Source organism: Symbiobacterium ostreiconchae, assembly GCF_055396975.1.
In genome coordinates, this window is sequence record NZ_AP042454.1 from 2,827,226 (window position 1) to 2,843,187 (window position 15,962).

Annotated in this window: 14 protein-coding genes; 9 read left to right on the plus strand and 5 right to left on the minus strand. The window is 70.0% G+C overall.

Annotation, left to right across the window (positions count from 1 at the left end):
- Positions 1 to 72: 72 nt before the first annotated feature.
- From ACZ5UM_RS13685 to ACZ5UM_RS13715, 7 genes are all read left to right on the plus strand, one after another.
- Positions 73 to 2,976, plus strand: coding sequence for a helicase C-terminal domain-containing protein (locus ACZ5UM_RS13685; RefSeq protein ID WP_464844856.1), 2,904 nt, complete (start codon positions 73 to 75; stop codon positions 2,974 to 2,976).
- 53 nt (positions 2,977 to 3,029) lie between these two features.
- Positions 3,030 to 3,800 carry a 5'/3'-nucleotidase SurE gene (surE, locus tag ACZ5UM_RS13690; RefSeq protein ID WP_464844857.1) on the plus strand — a complete coding sequence of 257 codons (771 nt, stop codon included), beginning with the start codon at positions 3,030 to 3,032 and terminating at the stop codon, positions 3,798 to 3,800.
- A gap of 72 nt (positions 3,801 to 3,872) precedes the next feature.
- On the plus strand, positions 3,873 to 4,499 hold the full coding sequence (locus tag ACZ5UM_RS13695) for a phosphatidylserine decarboxylase family protein (protein WP_464844858.1): 627 nt from the start codon (positions 3,873 to 3,875) through the stop codon (positions 4,497 to 4,499).
- Complete coding sequence (pssA, locus tag ACZ5UM_RS13700) at positions 4,496 to 5,314, plus strand: CDP-diacylglycerol--serine O-phosphatidyltransferase (RefSeq protein ID WP_464844859.1); 819 nt, start codon at positions 4,496 to 4,498, stop codon at positions 5,312 to 5,314. The genes ACZ5UM_RS13695 and pssA overlap by 4 nt, the downstream gene beginning before the upstream one ends.
- Before the next feature lie 129 nt (positions 5,315 to 5,443).
- Positions 5,444 to 5,809 carry a TIGR04086 family membrane protein gene (locus ACZ5UM_RS13705; RefSeq protein WP_464844860.1) on the plus strand — a complete coding sequence of 122 codons (366 nt, stop codon included), beginning with the start codon at positions 5,444 to 5,446 and terminating at the stop codon, positions 5,807 to 5,809.
- 77 nt (positions 5,810 to 5,886) lie between these two features.
- Complete coding sequence (locus ACZ5UM_RS13710) at positions 5,887 to 6,960, plus strand: polysaccharide deacetylase family protein (protein ID WP_464844861.1); 1,074 nt, start codon at positions 5,887 to 5,889, stop codon at positions 6,958 to 6,960.
- Positions 6,961 to 7,068: 108 nt separating this feature from the next.
- On the plus strand, positions 7,069 to 8,277 hold the full coding sequence (locus ACZ5UM_RS13715; protein WP_464844862.1) for a tetratricopeptide repeat protein: 1,209 nt from the start codon (positions 7,069 to 7,071) through the stop codon (positions 8,275 to 8,277).
- Between the two features lie 82 nt (positions 8,278 to 8,359).
- On the opposite strand, the gene ACZ5UM_RS13720 is transcribed toward ACZ5UM_RS13715, so the two are convergent.
- Entirely contained in the window at positions 8,360 to 8,593 is a 234-nt protein-coding gene (locus ACZ5UM_RS13720; RefSeq protein WP_464844863.1) for a small, acid-soluble spore protein, alpha/beta type, read from the minus strand.
- 240 nt (positions 8,594 to 8,833) lie between these two features.
- On the opposite strand from ACZ5UM_RS13720, the gene ACZ5UM_RS13725 reads away from it, so the two are divergent.
- Positions 8,834 to 10,930 (plus strand): cell division FtsA domain-containing protein, encoded by a 2,097-nt coding sequence (locus ACZ5UM_RS13725; RefSeq protein WP_464844864.1) that lies wholly within the window; start codon positions 8,834 to 8,836, stop codon positions 10,928 to 10,930.
- A 496-nt stretch (positions 10,931 to 11,426) separates the two neighbouring features.
- Here ACZ5UM_RS13725 and ltrA read toward each other — a convergent pair whose 3' ends face one another.
- Entirely contained in the window at positions 11,427 to 12,716 is a 1,290-nt protein-coding gene (gene ltrA, locus ACZ5UM_RS13730; RefSeq protein WP_464844121.1) for a group II intron reverse transcriptase/maturase, read from the minus strand.
- A 590-nt stretch (positions 12,717 to 13,306) separates the two neighbouring features.
- Between ltrA and ACZ5UM_RS13735 the strand changes: the two genes are divergently transcribed.
- The gene (locus ACZ5UM_RS13735) at positions 13,307 to 13,831 is read left to right on the plus strand and encodes a Type 1 glutamine amidotransferase-like domain-containing protein (RefSeq protein ID WP_464848382.1); all 525 of its coding nucleotides are present in this window, start codon (positions 13,307 to 13,309) and stop codon (positions 13,829 to 13,831) included.
- An 88-nt stretch (positions 13,832 to 13,919) separates the two neighbouring features.
- Here ACZ5UM_RS13735 and ACZ5UM_RS13740 read toward each other — a convergent pair whose 3' ends face one another.
- The 3 genes from ACZ5UM_RS13740 to ACZ5UM_RS13750 form a co-directional block, all read right to left on the minus strand.
- Positions 13,920 to 14,339 (minus strand): VOC family protein, encoded by a 420-nt coding sequence (locus ACZ5UM_RS13740; protein WP_464844865.1) that lies wholly within the window; start codon positions 14,337 to 14,339, stop codon positions 13,920 to 13,922.
- A 210-nt stretch (positions 14,340 to 14,549) separates the two neighbouring features.
- Positions 14,550 to 14,981 (minus strand): hypothetical protein, encoded by a 432-nt coding sequence (locus ACZ5UM_RS13745; RefSeq protein WP_464844866.1) that lies wholly within the window; start codon positions 14,979 to 14,981, stop codon positions 14,550 to 14,552.
- A gap of 483 nt (positions 14,982 to 15,464) precedes the next feature.
- Positions 15,465 to 15,776: a hypothetical protein gene (locus ACZ5UM_RS13750; protein ID WP_464844867.1), complete on the minus strand. Its 312-nt coding sequence runs from the start codon at positions 15,774 to 15,776 to the stop codon at positions 15,465 to 15,467.
- Positions 15,777 to 15,962: the final 186 nt, after the last annotated feature.

Sequence of the window (15,962 nt, forward strand, 5' to 3'; positions counted from 1 at the left end):
GGCCGAGCGGCGCGCGGGGCACAGCAAAGGAGTTGTGCAGGGCGAACTCGAAAGACTAAAGGATGGGTATGCGTGAAGAAAGGGGGTACAGCCCGCATGGGGCTGCGCTCCTTCGTCGCGATAGATGTGGAAACCACCGGAACCTCGCCCGGGCACGACCGGCTGATCGAAGTGGCGGCCGTCCGTTTTGAGGACGGCCGTGAGACCGCGTGCCTCTCCCAGCTCATCGACCCCGAGTGCCCGATTCCCCCGCGCATCCAGAGCCTGACCGGCATTCACCCCGGCATGGTGGCGGGCAAGCCCCGCATTGCGGAGGTTGTGCCCGCGCTGGCGGAGCTCATCGGCGACCTGCCGCTGGTGGCCCACAACGCGCCGTTTGACGTGGCGTTCCTGGAAGCCGCCTTCGCCCAGACCGGCCGCAGCCTGCCCAACTGGAGCTACGACACGGCGGAGCTCTCCCGCATCGTCCTGCCCCTGGCCCGGAACCACCGGCTGGCCACGCTGGCCGGGCTGCTGAACCTTCCCCTGGAACGCCACCACCGGGCCGAGGACGACGCGCGGGCGTGCGGCCGCCTCTTCCTCGCGCTCCTCGACCGGCTCGGCCGGATGGACATGGGCCTGCTCCAGTTTGCGCTGGCCGTGGGCGAGCCCGCAGGCTGGTCCCTCGCTCCGCTCTTCCGGGCGGAGCTCTCCGCGCGGGAGGCGCGGGGCGAACGGCCGAGCCCGCTCACCGAGTGGATCCGCCCCTTCTCCGGCCCCCTGCACCGGCCGGAGCAGGAGGAACAGCCAGGGGAGCCGGCCCCCATCGATCCCGACCTGGTCCTCTCGGTGCTCGGCCGCGGCGGCGTGATCAGCGAGGCCTTTCCCCAGTACGAGCACCGGCCGCAGCAGCTGGAGCTGGCGGAAGCCGTCACCCGCGCCTTCAACGACGGCGCCCACCTGCTCATGGAAGCCGGCACCGGCACCGGCAAGTCCCTGGCCTACCTGGTGCCGGCCTTTGCGTGGGCCAGGGCCAACGGCGAAAAGGTCGCCATCTCCACCCATACCATCACCCTGCAGGAGCAGCTGTGGGAGAAGGACATCCCCTTCCTGCAGTCGGCCCTGGCCGGTACGCCCCTGGAGGGGGTGGAGGCGGCGCTGGTGAAGGGGCGGAGCAACTACGTCTGCCTGCGCAAGTGGGAGGAAGCGGCCGTCGGGGCCGACTTCCTGACCTCCCTCGAGGAGCGTCGGTTCATGATCCGGCTGGCCGGCTGGCTGGCCCACACGCAGACCGGCGACCGCTCGGAGCTGAACCTGACCGGCGAAGAGGAGCGCTTCTGGCGCACCGTGCAGTCGGAGACCGAGACCTGCCTGGGCCCCAAGTGCAAGTGGTTCCGCCACCACTGCTTCGCCTTCCGCGCCCGGCGGAGGGCGAGGGACGCCCAGGTGCTCGTCGTGAACCACGCGCTGCTCTTCGCCGACATCGCAACGGGCAACCAGATCCTCCCGCCCTTCCGGCAGCTGGTCATCGACGAGGCCCACCACCTGGAGGCGGTGGCCACCCAGAACCTCGGGGTCAACCTGGAGAGCTGGGACATCACCGGCGCCCTGCTGTTCCTCTACCGGGCGCCCGGGCAGGGGCTGCTGCCTCAGCTCAGGCGCAGGCTGCGGAAGGGGGAAGTGATCCCCGCCCGTCCGCCCGTGGGGCTTCCGCACGAGGACCTGATCGACAAGCTGGTGGCGCTCATCCAGCACTGCCGGGCTGCGGCCGACGAGCTCTTCCGGCTCTGCGCGGAGCTGGTGGAAGCCCGGGGCGGCAGCGATGCGGAGGGCGGGACCCGGGCCCTGCGGCTTACCGACGCCGTCCGGAGCGGACCGCTGTGGGACGCCCTGGAACAGGCGCGGGCCAACGCCGTGCAACGACTCCGCACCCTGGCCGCCGGCCTGGCCATCCTGGGCGAGGCGGTGGAGCTGCGGGACCCGCCGCTGACGGACGCGGACGGGCTGTTGGTTGACATCCAGAAGCAGAATGGTATTCTTATTCAAAGTACCAAAGCGATCGACAGCGTGCTCCTGGAGCCCGCCGAGGGCGACGTGACCTGGATCGAGTCCGCCCAGCGGGGCGAGCGGCTGCGCGTCGCGCTCCGGTCCGCGCCGGTCAACGTCGGCGACGTGCTCCGGGCGGAGCTGTTCGGCCGGCTCCGGTCGGTCATCATGACCTCGGCGACCCTGGCCGTGGGCGGCAGCTTCGACCACCTGAAGCACCGGCTCGGGCTGGCGCACCTTCCGCCCGACCGGCTGCGGGAAGGCGTGCTCTCGTCGCCGTTTAATTACCGGCAGCAGGCGCTGCTGCTGGTGCCCGAGGATCTCCCCAGCCCGAAAGAGGGGAGCGGCTTCACCGAGGCGACGGCGGCGTTCCTCCGCCGCTTCCTCCTGCAGGCCGGCGGACGCACGCTGGTGCTGTTCACCAGCCACCGGCAGCTCCGGCAGGTCTACAATGCACTGAAGGAGGAGCTGGAGGGCGAGGGGCTGGTGCTCCTGGGGCAGGGGCTCGACGGCGCGCGCAGCCGGCTGGTGGCCGAGTTCCGGGCCGGCGGGCGCACCGTGCTCTTCGGGTCGGCTTCCTTCTGGGAGGGCGTCGACATCCCCGGCGACGAGCTCTCCGCCGTCATCCTGGTGCGGCTGCCGTTCAACCCGCCGGATGACCCGGTGATGGAAGCGCGCATCGAGGACCTGGAGCGGCGCGGCCTTTCCAGCTTCGTCCACCTCAGCCTGCCCCAGGCGGTCATCCGCTTCAAGCAGGGTTTCGGAAGGCTGATTCGAACGCGGAACGACCGCGGCGTGGTCATTGTGCTGGACAACCGGCTCTCGCCGCGGGTGACCCGCTACGGCACGCAGTTCCTGCGGTCGCTGCCCGGCCCCGCGGTCTTCCGGGGCAGCACCGAGGAGGTGCTCCGGCGGGCCTGGGCGTGGCTCAATCTGCCTGACGAGGCTTAGGCGCGACCGGAGAGACTACCGGAGTACACCTGACCGACGGAAGGAGTAGACGGATGGCGCTGGTGCTCCTGACCAACGACGACGGGATTTTCGCTCCCGGCATCAACGCCCTGCGCGCCCGCATGGAGCAGATCCCCGGCCTGCAGGTCTGGGCGGTGGCGCCCGACCGGGAGCGGTCGGCCAGCGGGCACGCCATCACCATGTACCGCCCGCTGTTTCCGGTGCGGGTCGACATCCCCGGCGCGGTGGCGCCGTGCATCTCGGTGACGGGCACGCCGGCGGACTCCGCCAAGCTGGCCATCGAGGCCATTCTGCCCCGGCGGCCCGACCTGGTGATCTCGGGCATCAACCGGGGTGCCAACCTGGGCACCGACATCTTTTATTCCGGCACCGTGGCCGCGGCGCTGGAAGGGCCCATCCTGGGCATCCCCGCCATCGCCGTGTCCCTGGACTCGCTGACCTCCCAGGACTACGCCGCCGCCGCAGACTTCACCGCCCAGCTGGCCCTCAGGGTCCTGGAGGAGGGGCTGCCGGAGGGCACGCTGCTCAACGTGAACGTGCCCGCCCTGCCCCGGGACGAGATCAAGGGGGTGCGGGTGACGAAGGTCGGGCGGCGAGTCTACCGCGACCAGTGGGTGCGCCGGGTGCACCCGCGCGGCCGGGAGTACTACTGGCTGGCCGGCGAGCTGGCCGAGGTCACCAACGACCGGGAGTCCGACGTGGCCGCGGTGGAGGAGGGGTACATCTCGGTGACCCCCGTGCACCTCGACCTCACCCGCTACGACCAGATGGAACGGCTTCGCGGGTGGGAGCTGTCTTTCTGAGGCGGATTTGCCGAACGCCGCCGCCATCATGTCATTCTTATAGAGAGAGTAGTGTTGGGCATGAGACGACCGATGATCGCTCGTGAAGGCTGGCCCTTCGTCGGCGCAGCGCTCGTGCTGGCCGCGCTGGCCTGGCTGCTGCACTGGGGCCTGGCGCTGGTGTTCGCGCTGCTCGCCGTGTTCATCATGTGGTTTTTCCGCGACCCCGAGCGGCCGGTTCCGCAGGAGGACCGGCTGGTGGTCTCCCCCGCCGACGGCCGTGTGATGTTCGTCCGTGAGGTGGAGGAGCCGCACTTCGTAGGCGGGCCCGCGGTCATGATCTCCATCTTCCTGTCGGTGTTCGACGTACACATCAACCGGTCGCCGGTGGCCGGGCAGGTCGCGTACCGCCGGCATGTGCCGGGCAAGTTCCTGGCGGCGTGGGACGACGCCGTGGGCGAGGTCAACGAGCGCGCCTACCTGGGCCTCGTGACGGCGGACGGCCAGCGGGTGCTGGTGAGCCAGGTGGCCGGTCTCGTCGCCCGCCGGATCGTGACCTGGCCCGCCGTGGGCGACCGGCTGGACCGCGGTCAGCGGTTCGGGCTGATCCGCTTCGGCTCCTGTACGCAGCTCTGGCTTCCCCCGGGTAGCGAGATCTGCGTGAAACCCGGGGATCGTGTGGTTGGCGGTCAAACGGTAGTAGGGAGGCTTCCGCAGTGATCGGACGTATGGCCAGATACCGGCAGCGGCCGCGGTGGCGCGTTCGCGCCGTCCGCGGCGGGAAGTGGTTCAGGGAGAGGGGGCAGAAGGGCCTCTCCAGCCTGCCCCACCTGTTCACCCTGGCCAACCTTTCCTTCGGCATCGGGAGTCTCCTCCTGACCATGGACGGCCAGTGGCGGGCCGCGTCGCTGATGGTGGTGGGTTCGCTGATCGCGGACGGGCTTGACGGCCGGCTGGCCCGGCTGATGAAGGCTGACGGCGCTTTCGGCCGTGAGCTCGACTCGCTGGCCGACGTGGTGGCCTTCGGGGTGGCGCCCGCCGTGCTGCTCTACCAGATGAGCCTGCGCGACCTGGGTTTCCCGGGTATGGCGGTCACGCTCTTCTTCCCCCTGTGCGGAGCGCTGCGGCTGGCGCGCTTCAACATCCTCAGCAACGACGGCTACTTCCTGGGCGTGCCCATCACCGCGGCGGGCACCCTGCTCTCCACCATGGCCTTCTACTTCCTCCAGGAGACCACCGCCCCGCCGCCGCCCCACGTCATCCCGGCCGTGATGGTGATCCTGGGATACCTGATGACGTCCTCCATCCCGTACCCGGACTTCAAGAAGCGGCCCAAGGGGGCGGGGTTCCAGTTCTGGCCGGTGGTCGGTCCGGTGCTGGCGCTGGCCGCGCTGCTGTTCGCCGCCGGCTGGAACCCCTGGGCCGTGATCCTGATGCCGCTCACGGCCTACGTGGTGCTGGGCCCGTGGCTGGTCGTCCTCAGGAAGTGGGACGAGAAGGTGCAGCCCTGGCTTGCCGGCGTGACCCGGCGCTGATCAGATCGCATCGAAGCCCCGCCGGCCGGCGGGGCCTTTGCATACCCCTCAACCGGCACCCATATAGATGGGTCAAGCCGTGGGAGGGGAGTGATGAGGAGCGTGCGCGGGACAGAAGGTGGAGAGCCCTTGTTCGACTGGGGTGGGCTGGCCTCCGGCGTGCTGTGGGGCCTGCTCCTGATGGTGGCGAGCTCCCTGGTGCTGGGGGTGCTGGATTTCCGCTTTCCGCCCGAACCCCAGGCGGAGGCCGCACGGACGCTGATCGTGCAGGGCGTTGCCGCCGCGGTGGCCGGCCTCCGGGCAACCTGGGTGGCGGGCCGGGGCGGATTCCTGCACGGCCTGGCGGCCGGCATCGCGCTGATGGCCGCCGTAACGGTGCTGATCGGCATCTTCCGGGACCTCCCCGGCCTCCTCGGGCTGGCGCGGGGGCTCGGGCTCGGGGCGGCTGCCGGGGCCGTGGCGGGGATCGCAGCCATGGCCGTCAGCCGCCGGTGACCCGGCGGACCGGTTTACGAAACGAGCCGACGGGGCAGACTTCCAGGCTGAGAGAACCTGGAAGGGAGGAAAGCCCCGTGAGGTGCTCCGCATGGCTGGCCGCGCTGGCGCTGCTCATCGCGCTGCCGGCCGGCGCGATGGCTTACCGCGCCCCTTCTGCCGCTCCGCTGACCGAGGTGGTCAACGTGCGCGCCCTGCGCTACGGCGACACCGGCCCCGCCGTAGCCGAGCTGCAGGCGCTTCTCCGCCAGCGCGGCTTCAATCCCGGCCCCGTGGACGGCATCTTCGGCCCCCTCACCGAGGCCGCGGTGATCGCTGCGCAGCGCCACTACGGGCTCGACGTGGACGGGCTGGCGGGCCGCATGACGGTGTCCGCCCTGCGCGAAGAAGCGGTGCCCTCCCCGGCGCAGCCGGCTGCGCGAGGTGAGAGACCGCATCCGCCCGAGCCGGCCGGCGTCACCGAGCGCTACGGAGGGTGGCCCTCCGCAACGAGTCTGACGGTCTACGACGCCGCCCAGCGGCGCCAGGACGCTCCGACCCGGGCGGGCGCAGGATCCGTCGACCTGCGGACCGCCGCGCCGCAGGCAGCCGCCCTGACGTTCCACCATCTGCCCCCGCCGGCGGCGCTGGCGGCGCTGCTTCAGGATCTGCAGCAGTACGGCGCCCGGGCTACCTTCTTTGTCACGGGGGAAGGGGCCGAGCGCCGTCCGGAGGACCTGCAGCGCATCCGCGCGGCCGGTCACGACATCGGCAGCCTCGGCTACCGGGAGGTGGACATGCGGAGCCTGACGCCGGGGGAGGCGCGCGCTGCGCTGCGCCGGGCCAGGCAGGCGGTGGCGGCGGCGGCAGACGAACCGCCGGTGCTCTTCCGCCCGCCGCTGGGGCGGTTCGACCGCCGGCTCAGCCGCATGGCGGAGGAGGAAGGGATGCGTCTCGTCCTCTGGTCCAACGCCCTGACGCCCCCCGGTGAGGCCGCGAGCCCCGAGGAACTGGCCGCGCACGCCCTGCGGGCGCTCCGCCCGGGCGCGGTCATCCTGGTCCCGCTGGATGCGGCCGGCGGGGTGGATGCGGCCCGGCTGGTGCTGGCGGAACTCACGAAAGCGGGCTACCGGACAGAGCGGTTGATCGACATCGTCACTGACAAGAACTGACAAGAACCGTCATCATTGTCGACCGATTTATGGAAACCCTGGGCAGGAATGGCGGTGCGGCGGGTCAAATATAGGGGGCAGCAGGCTCATTTCCGGGAGGAAACGGCAATGACGGAAGCTGCTGCCTCGAAGTCCGCACGGATCGGCGGTATCGGTCTGCTGACAGACCTGTCCACCCTGCCCTGGCACGAGCGTCCGCCGCTGGGCTGGGCGGCAGTTGCGCTCTCGCTGGTCACCGGGCGCGTCGGACGGGCCCTGACCCGTTGCCGGGCCCTGGCAGACGCGCAGCCCGACCGGCTGGACGTGAGAGCGCGCCTCGCCGTCATGCTGCTGCAGGCCGGCGGCGAGTCCGCTGCGCAGGAGGCGGTGGACCATCTGGCCCCGGCGGTCAAGCGCGATCCCGACGACCCCCACCTGCGGCGCTGGCTGGCGGAAGCGCTGCTGAAAAGCGGCATGCCCGACGCGGCCGTCGCGCACCTGGATGCCGGGCTGCGGGCAAACCCCAGCCTGCCGGAGCTCTGGATCACCAAGGGCAGGACGCTGCTGGCCCTCGGGCGAACCGAGGAGGCCCTGGTGTTCATCGACGGCGCGCTGGCCGGCCGGCCCCGCAGCGGCGCCCTGTGGAACCTCCGCGGCCTCTGCCTGAACGAGCTGGGCAGGCTGCAGGAGGCCGCCGAAGCGTACCGCCGGGCCGCGCGCCTGCTGCGGACCGACGGCGCCGTGTGGGCCAACCTGGGGCTGGCCCTGCAGAAGACCGGCCAGACCGCCGAGGCCCTGCGGGCCCTGCTGCGCGCCGTGCGGCTGCGGCCTTCTGACCCGACGCTCCTGAACAATGTGGGCTACACCCTGCTGCGGGCGGGCCGCACGCGCGAGGCCATCGAGTCGTACCGGCAGGCCAGCGCCCTGGAACCCGATTCCCCGCTGACCCTCGGAAACCTGGCCGCTGCGCTCTTCGAGGGCGGCATGGCGGCCGAAGCCACCCGTCTGCTGGACGCCGCCCTGCAAAAGGCGCCCGGCGATCCGACCCTGCTCAACAACAAGGGCCACCTGCTCCTGAAGGCCGGGCAGTACCGGGAGGCGCTGGCCTGCTTTGAGGAGGCCCTGAAGCGGGCGCCGGACGACACGGCGGCCCTGGCCAACCAGGCCGCGTGCTACTTCGCGCTGGGGCGTTACGACCAGGCCCTGGCCGCTTACCGGCTCGCCGTGGCCACCGAGCCCAACAACAAGCAGTATCTGTGGTCTATCGGTGCGTGCCTGGAGCGGCTCGGCCGCGCCGAGGAGGCCCTGCAGACCTATAACCAGGCGCTGGGCGCCTGAAGCGGAACAGGCCGGCAGAGACGCCGGCCTGTTCGATATGTCATCGGCGGGGTGCGCGCCCCCCGCCTGGTGAGGCGCCCCGCTACTTCAGGGTAGCGGAGCCTTCGGCGAGGGCCTGCTCGGCGTACTTCAGCATGACCTTCACCATGCGGCCGCCGATCCGGCCCCCGATGTGGCCACAGGCGCGTGAGCTCATCTGGGGCCAGCCATGCTGCACAATCTGTTCGGTGAGGCCCGCCTGCTCGGCGACCTCCCACTTGAAGCGGTCCAGGAGCTCATGCGGTAAAACTCGGCGGGTGCGCGTGAACTGAGCCACGGAGCACCACCTCCTGCGGTTTTACGCCGTTAGTGTTGGCCGCCGTGGCCTCCGTTATGTCTACCAATCCGCGGCATCGGCAGTGCCCGCCAGCCAACGACGAAGGAGCGACGGGGCAACTTGTCGAATCTATATCCAGTTTTGCCTACCCCCGGAATTGCGTGGTGCGAGGAGGTCCTGAAGTTGTCAACTCGCCCGCTTCTTACACTCGACATCGGCACCCGCAAGGTGGCCGGGCTCGTGACGGTGCCGGGCCCCAGGGGGCTGAAGATCATCGCGGCAGAGGTCATGGAGCACGACACCCGCGCCATGCTCGACGGCCAGATTCACGACGTCGCCGCCGTGGCGGGCGTGGTTTCGCGCATCGTCGCGCGCCTCGAGAAGCGCACCGGCGAACCCCTGCGCGAGGTGGCGGTGGCGGCGGCCGGCCGGGCGCTGCGAACGGTGCGCGGCCACGCCGAGAGGCAACTGTCCGGGCTGACACAGCTGACCGCCGACGAGGTGTTCAGCCTGGAGCTGGAGGCGGTGCAGTCTGCGCAGGAAGCGCTGAGCGAGGTGCTGCGGGAGGGCGAGCGGCCGCAGGATTACCATTACGTCGGCCATTCGGTGACCCGCTGCCTCCTGGACGGCTTCCCGCTGGGCAATCTCGTCGGGCAGCGCGGCACCGCCGCGCAGATCGAGGTCATCGCCACGTTCCTGCCCAGGGGCGTGGTCGATTCGCTGCAGTCGGTGCTCGAGACTTGCCATCTCGAAATGGTCGCCCTCACCCTGGAGCCGATCGCGGCCCTGAGCGTGGCCGTGCCCGAGTCGATGCGTCACCTCAACCTGGCGCTGGTGGACATCGGCGCGGGCACGTCCGACATCGCCCTCACCGCCCGCGGCGCCGTCCTGGCCTACGATATGGTGCCCATCGCCGGCGACGAGGTTACCGAGGCGCTCTCCGAAGCGTTTCTGCTGGACTTCAAGGTCGGCGAGGCGGTCAAGCGCAAGACCGGCACGTCGGATTCCGTTCGCTTCAACGACATCCTCGGCCAGACGCTGGTGAAGTCGCGCGCCGAACTGGTGGAGGCCATGGAGCCGGCCGCCCGGCGCCTGGCGCAGCAGATCGCCCACCGGATCCTGGCCCTCAACGGCGGCCAGCCGCCCCAGGCGGTCTTGCTGGTGGGCGGCGGCTCGCTGACCCCGGGCCTGCCCGGATACCTGGCGGCCGAGCTGGGGCTGCCGGCCCAGCGCGTGGCGGTGCGGGGCCGGGACGCGATTGCGGGGGTGGAGGGGGCCCGGAACCTGCTCAAAGGGCCCGATGCCATCACGCCCATCGGTATCGCCGTGGCCGCGCGGGACCACTCCACGCTGGGCTTCTCCTACGTCTACGTCAACGGCGGCGGGGTGCGGCTGTTCCGCCCGGGCCGGGTGACGGTGGCGGATGCGCTGCTGGCCGCCGGGGTATCCATCCGTGAGCTGCAGGGAAGCATCGGCAAGGGGCTGACCATCACGGTCAACGGCGAGCTGCGCATGGTGCCCGGGACCTTCGGCCGCCCGGCCCGCATCCTTCTCAACGGCGAACCGGCTGGGCTGGAAACGCCTGTGCAGCACCACGACCGGGTCGACGTGGAGCCCGGCACCCCGGGGGAACCGGGGCGGGCCACGGTGGCCGAGGTCGCGCCGGAGGCCGCGGTACAGCTCACCGTCACGCTGAACGGCGAGCCCCGCACCCTGGCCCCGCTGGTGACGGTGAACGGCGAGCCCGCGCCGCCTGACCGGGAGCTCGCGGACAACGACGTGGTGGTGGTGCGGCCGCTGCGCACCGTGGAGGATGCGCTCAGCGCCCTCGGGTACCCGGATGTGTCGACAGGGCAGGTCATTCGGTATACACTGAATGGAAGCCCCGGTTCCCTCGTCTGGCCGCGCCACACTGTGCTGGTCAACGGCGTGCCGGCGGATCCGGCGGCGCTGGAGGCCCCTGTACGCGACGGCGACAGCTTCGATGTCCGTGACCACCCGCCGCTCACCGCCGGCCAGCTCATCGAGCGGCTGGGCGGCGCCCGGGAGATCCGGGTTCGCCTCAACGGCGAGGTCTGTCCGGTGCCCGCCGGCGGCCTGCGGGTGGTGCGCAACGGGGTTCCCGCGAGCCCCTCCGACCCGATCCGGGAGGGCGACCAGATCGTGATCACCGCCACAGACGATGCGCCCATCTTCGCCAGCCTGCTGGTGGCAGCCGGCGTGTCGGCCACGCCCCCGCCCGGCAAGCGGCAGTTGATCATGCGCCTCAACGGCCGTGAGGCGGAGTTCATCACCCCCATTGCCGACGGCGACGAGGCCGAGATCGAATGGATCTGAGGGGAATCTGCGCCGACCGCCGCAATAGACTTAGAGCGAGTGGCAGCCCACAGGAGGTGAGTGCGCGGTGAACCTGGAACGCCTGGGTTCCATTACATCGGAACTCTCGACGAGCCTGCTGAAGTCCATCGTCGTGCCGCAGGGGGGCCTGCGCGCTTGGTTCGCCCGCCATCGCTCTGCCAACCCGCGCAACAAGAACGGGCGTCCCGAGGGGCGTCCTGAACGTGATCTGGATGTATCCACCGCCGAGTTTCCCGCGGGTCCGGTGATCCTGATGGGGGGAATGCCGGTCCCGGATGAGGCCGTGGTGGCAGCCGTGCACCTCGGCGGCGGCCGGTCCGCCCGGGTGGCCGTGGTGCCTGCGGCAGCCGGCGGCAGCACGGAAGAGGCCGCAGCCGCGGCGGCACGGGCCTTCACCCGCTTCGGCATGAAGCACGTGGAACCGCTGATGCTGGACAGCCGATCGAGTAGGAGGGGGCGGCTAGCCCCCGTCCTCTCACACCACCGGACATGCGGGTCCGCATCCGGCGGTTCGCCAGGATTGACGAGTCGCTTCGTAGCATTCGGTCAGGCTGAGCAACCCCTGGGCACGCCAGTAGGCGTTGCCCAGGGCGTTGTTTAATGGGCCACCTGCCATTCGCCACGGGCCTTTGCGGCTGTTGGCGAGTTGGTAGACTACCCATTCGGGCAAACCGAGGGCGCGCAACTCCCGAAAGCGCGTGCGTACACGCTTCCACTGCTTCCATACGCATGCTCGCAGCCGTCGCTTCAGCCATCCTTCGAGCGTCTCGAAGACTGACTTCGCGTCCGAGAGCGCGTAATACCCGATCCAGCCCCGCAAATAAGCGTTCAGGCGCCGGATTCGTTCTTCCATGCTCTGGCTGCGGTTGCGGTCCGTCAGTGTGCGAAGCTTGTCCTTCACTCGCTTCAGGCTTTTCGGCGCCAGCCGGATGCGCACTCCCCGGTTCTTGTAAAAGCTGAATCCGAGGAACTGCCGCTTCCACGGCCGGTCTACTGCGCTCTTCTCCTCGTTGACCTTCAGCCGTAACCGCTCCTGCAGGAAGTGGCGCACGTTCCTGTAGACCCGTTCTCCCGCCCGTTTGCTGCGGACGTAGATGTTGCAGTCATCGGCGTACCGGACGAAGTGGTGCCCGCGGCGCTCCAGCTCCTTGTCGAGGTCATTCAGCAGGATGTTCGCCAGCAGCGGGCTCAGCGGACCGCCCTGCGGCGTCCCTTCCTCCGTCGCCACAACCACCCCGTTCAGCATGACCCCAGCCTGTAAGTACCGCCGGATCAGCCGCAGCACTCGCTTGTCCGTTACCCGCCGTGCCACGCGGGCCATCAACACGTCGTGGTTGACCCGGTCGAAGAACTTCTCCAGGTCCATGTCCACGACCCAGTCGTACCCTTCCTCCACGTACTGACGTGCCTTCCTGACCGCGTCATGACCCCGCCGCCCCGGCCGGAAGCCGTAGCTGGATTCGGAGAATGTCGGGTCAAAGATTGGCGTCAGTACTTGCAGGAGTGCCTGCTGGATCAGGCGGTCCATCACGGTGGGAATACCCAACATCCGCTTGCCGCCGCCCGGTTTCGGGATTTCGATCCGGCGGACTGGCTGCGGTCTGTAGGTCCCCCGGAGCAGTTCCTCACGGATGCGCTCCCACTCCGCGCGGATCTGGTCCCGCAGCCGTCCGGTGGGGACACCGTCCACGCCGGGAGCGCCTCCGTTCCGCTCCACCCGTTTCAGGGCGGCCAGCATGTTCTCCCTGGCCACCACCTGCTCCATCAGGTTGCTGTGCTCCCCGCGGGGTGACGTTCCGTCTTGTGCCGGATGCCCACTCCGCCCTCTCGCCGTCCCTTGCGGCTTCACCGCTACCTCCGGCGAGCAGGTCCCGTTCGGGGTCTTCTGCGTTTGTCGCGGGCTGCTCGAACGCAACGGGTTCACCCCTTTCCTGACGTTCGGCCCTTCCCGGTTGGGGCGTCCCCCTGCCGGTACTATGGCCCCTGCTGACTTCTGCCGGTTCAGCTGCGTCTCCCGACGCAGGTTACCAGCGTTGCTGGCGTTCCCGGCAGATCTCCCCGGGTAAGAACGCTGACCTTCACCCCGCACCCGCCCCATCTACCGCACCGCCCTTTGGCAGCTTCGGGTTTTGCTGTGTTCGGCCAGCTCACCCGAGCGGCACAGCCTCCTATGGGGTTCGTGTTCCTCGGGTCGTGGCTTTGCCTCGGGCTTCCTTCAGATTCCGCCTCACGACGGACACCCTTGCCTTTGGCTAACGGGCTGGTGCTGCCTCGCCCGTAGCGGACTTTCACCGCCAAGTCAGCGCCCATGCCGGGCACACCGAGAAGGCCGCCGACCCCGAATGGGTCGCCCGCCTGCGCGAGTACGACGCCATCGTGCTGTGCGGCGACAGCCCCGCCCGCGGCCTGCACGTCCTGCAGGCCACGGCCGCGGCGACAGCCCTGCGGGAGCACGTCCAGGCCGGGCGCTTGCTGGTCGGCATCGACGCCGGGGGGGCGATCCTGGGAAGCCGCCTGTTCCCCCACGAGGCCGACGACGGCATCACCGTCGGGCTGGGCCTTCTGCCCGCGCTGCTCATCGACGCCGGGTTCAGCGGGGCCCGCCGCTTCAGCCGCCTGGTGCGGGCGATGTCGGCGCCCGAGGCGGCGGCGATGATGGGGATCGGGCTCGACACCCGCACGGCGGTGCTGGTGAGCGACGGGGAGGCGAAGGTGCTGGGTGAGGCGACCGTGACGGTCCTGGACCCCTGGGAGCGGGGCACGCCCAGCGACGACCGGCCGGGCGGGCTGAAGGTGCACCTGCTGACCGACGGCTACCGGCTCAGCTTCCGCACCCGCCGGGCGTTCCCGCCGGAGCGCCCGGAGGCCGAGGGTAAATAGATGGGGCACCGCGGGACCACCGGGAAGGGTGGTCCTCTGCGCGGTCGGGCCCGCCGGCCACCCCGGCGGGCCCGACTGCGCGTTCGGGCTAGTGTTCCGTGAGGGTGTTAATCTGGAAAGGCACGCCGAACCGGTCGATGAGCGAGGCGTAGGCGGGACTCCAGTCGGTCTCCTGCAGCTCCATCTCGATCTTCCGGGCGCCCTCGGCGAGGGCGGCGTAGATGCGCTCAGCCTCCTCAACCGTGTCCACGACAAGGGCGATGGTCACCTGATTTCCGACCGTGTGCTCCTGCCCCGGGTAGGTGTCCGAGAACATCAGCGCCGAGTCGCCGACCGTGAGGTGGGCGTGCATCACGCGGCTTTCCGCCTCTTCGGGCATGCCGGGAAACGGATTGTCGCCGAATCGGATGATGCCTTCAATCTTGCCGCCGAGCACCTCGGCGTAGAACTGGATGGCCTCCTGGGCGTTGCCGTCAAGCACGATGTACGGGGTAATGCGCACAGCCATCATATCCGCTCCTTTTCTCGGTCGGTTGGGGCGTTCTTCCATGATAAGGGTCCTGCGGGCCATTGGCAAGCAGAATCTTGGGACAGCGGTTCGAAGGGAACGCGCATTCCCGCAGCGAATCGACCCTCTGTCCAGTGTGAGCCCAACCCGGCTGTGCGATTCAGCCGTTGTCGACCTCTGCAGCCGCCTGGCCGCGGCCAGGCGAGCAGATCAGGGCTGCACCTGAAGCGTCCCGCACCGGGCCCTGACGGTTCGGGCCGGGATCCAGAACGGCCCGTAGGATCGCAAGACGACCTCATACGCGCAGGGGCCGGTGCCCAGATGGTCCGTCGTCTCCGGCGGCAGCGGCTGCAGAGCAGCGACCCGCAGGGGCCCGCCCAGGAGGTGAGGGCCCGGCGGAGACGACAGCGAGGCGGCGGCATGCGCCAGGGCCAGCTCGGCGTGGCGTCGCGCGTCGCCCGAGAAGCGGTCCAACCCGCTGGGGCCCAGCCGTGGGCCGACCAGGCCGACGAGGAGGAGGGCGGCGCCGAGCCACCCCCAGGCGGTACGGGACCGTCTGCGCATCCGCACGCCCTGGACCACTGCCGCTGCGATGAGCGCCGCGGTGGCGAGCGTCAGCGCGAGCACAAGGAGATCGCGCATGGTGTCACCTCCCGTTCACGTCTACCGTTTGAAATCCAGGCCGGCAGCGGCGAAACGGCTGCGCGATTTGCGCCCGCCGAACAGGGTCCGCCCCAGACGAGCGGCCTGGTTGAGGTCGCCCGCGCGGCCCACCCGCATAAACGATACGCGCCCCGATTCGGTTACGTCCGCGAAGTCCCCTCGGCGGCGCTTCCGCGATGCCGGAGCCCAACAGGCCGCATATTGCCGCGGAGGGGCTCCGCGCCCTTCGCCGGCGCCGGAAACCCCTGACCGTTTCCGGGAACCATAATCGGCGCCGTACGTGACCAGTCGGTCAGGCCGGGCGGCTGGCAACCGCGGCCAGCTCAAGGGCCCCCCTCCGGATTTCGCCCCTTCTGTCTTCACATAACGTATATTATCGGACGTTGTGTTTCCGTCGGACGGCCTGCAAACATGCCGCCGGACGCCTCCCCTGTCCCCGGGGCTGGCGTCCGGCGTCCGGTGTTATGTAGCGCTCTCCCCGTCTTCTGTGCCGCCGCCCTCCGCCGGCGCGGGATCGGCCGCTCCGGATGCGCGCGCCTGCTCGTCACATTCCGGATGCAGGTTCACCACCGCCTGCAGGCGCGGTCCGAAGCTGATCCGCCGTGTGACAAACCCGTCGTCCTGGATCAGCTTGCGGCACCGCGTGCAGTACAGCTTCCCTTCGGCCCGCAGCCGCTCCGCCGCGGCGCGCAGCTCGTCCTCCGACGGGTCGATCAGCACCCGCTGCTCCGTCTGGGCCGCTTCCACCAGCAGCCGCCTCATCTCCTCGCTCACGCACGACACCCCCGGTATGCCCCGACTGTATGTCCAGTCCGTTCATACCTACGCCGGCGGCTCACCGTTCATGCGGACGCCCGTCCGATCGCGCAGGGCCAGGCGTCCCGCCGGGGTGGCGCGTCCATCGTGCGGCGAGGGCGCAACGGCGCGTGCCCAAGCTTCGCGCCTCCGATATACCCCAAC

Coding starts and splice junctions, on each gene's coding strand:
- surE (WP_464844857.1), top strand. CDS start 3,030: ATGGCGCTGGTGCTCCTGACCAACGACGACGGGATTTTCGCTCCCGGC.
- ACZ5UM_RS13695 (WP_464844858.1), top strand. CDS start 3,873: ATGATCGCTCGTGAAGGCTGGCCCTTCGTCGGCGCAGCGCTCGTGCTG.
- ACZ5UM_RS13715 (WP_464844862.1), top strand. CDS start 7,069: ATGACGGAAGCTGCTGCCTCGAAGTCCGCACGGATCGGCGGTATCGGT.
- ltrA (WP_464844121.1), bottom strand. CDS start 12,716: ATGGAGCAGGTGGTGGCCAGGGAGAACATGCTGGCCGCCCTGAAACGG.
- ACZ5UM_RS13740 (WP_464844865.1), bottom strand. CDS start 14,339: ATGGCTGTGCGCATTACCCCGTACATCGTGCTTGACGGCAACGCCCAG.
- ACZ5UM_RS13745 (WP_464844866.1), bottom strand. CDS start 14,981: ATGCGCGATCTCCTTGTGCTCGCGCTGACGCTCGCCACCGCGGCGCTC.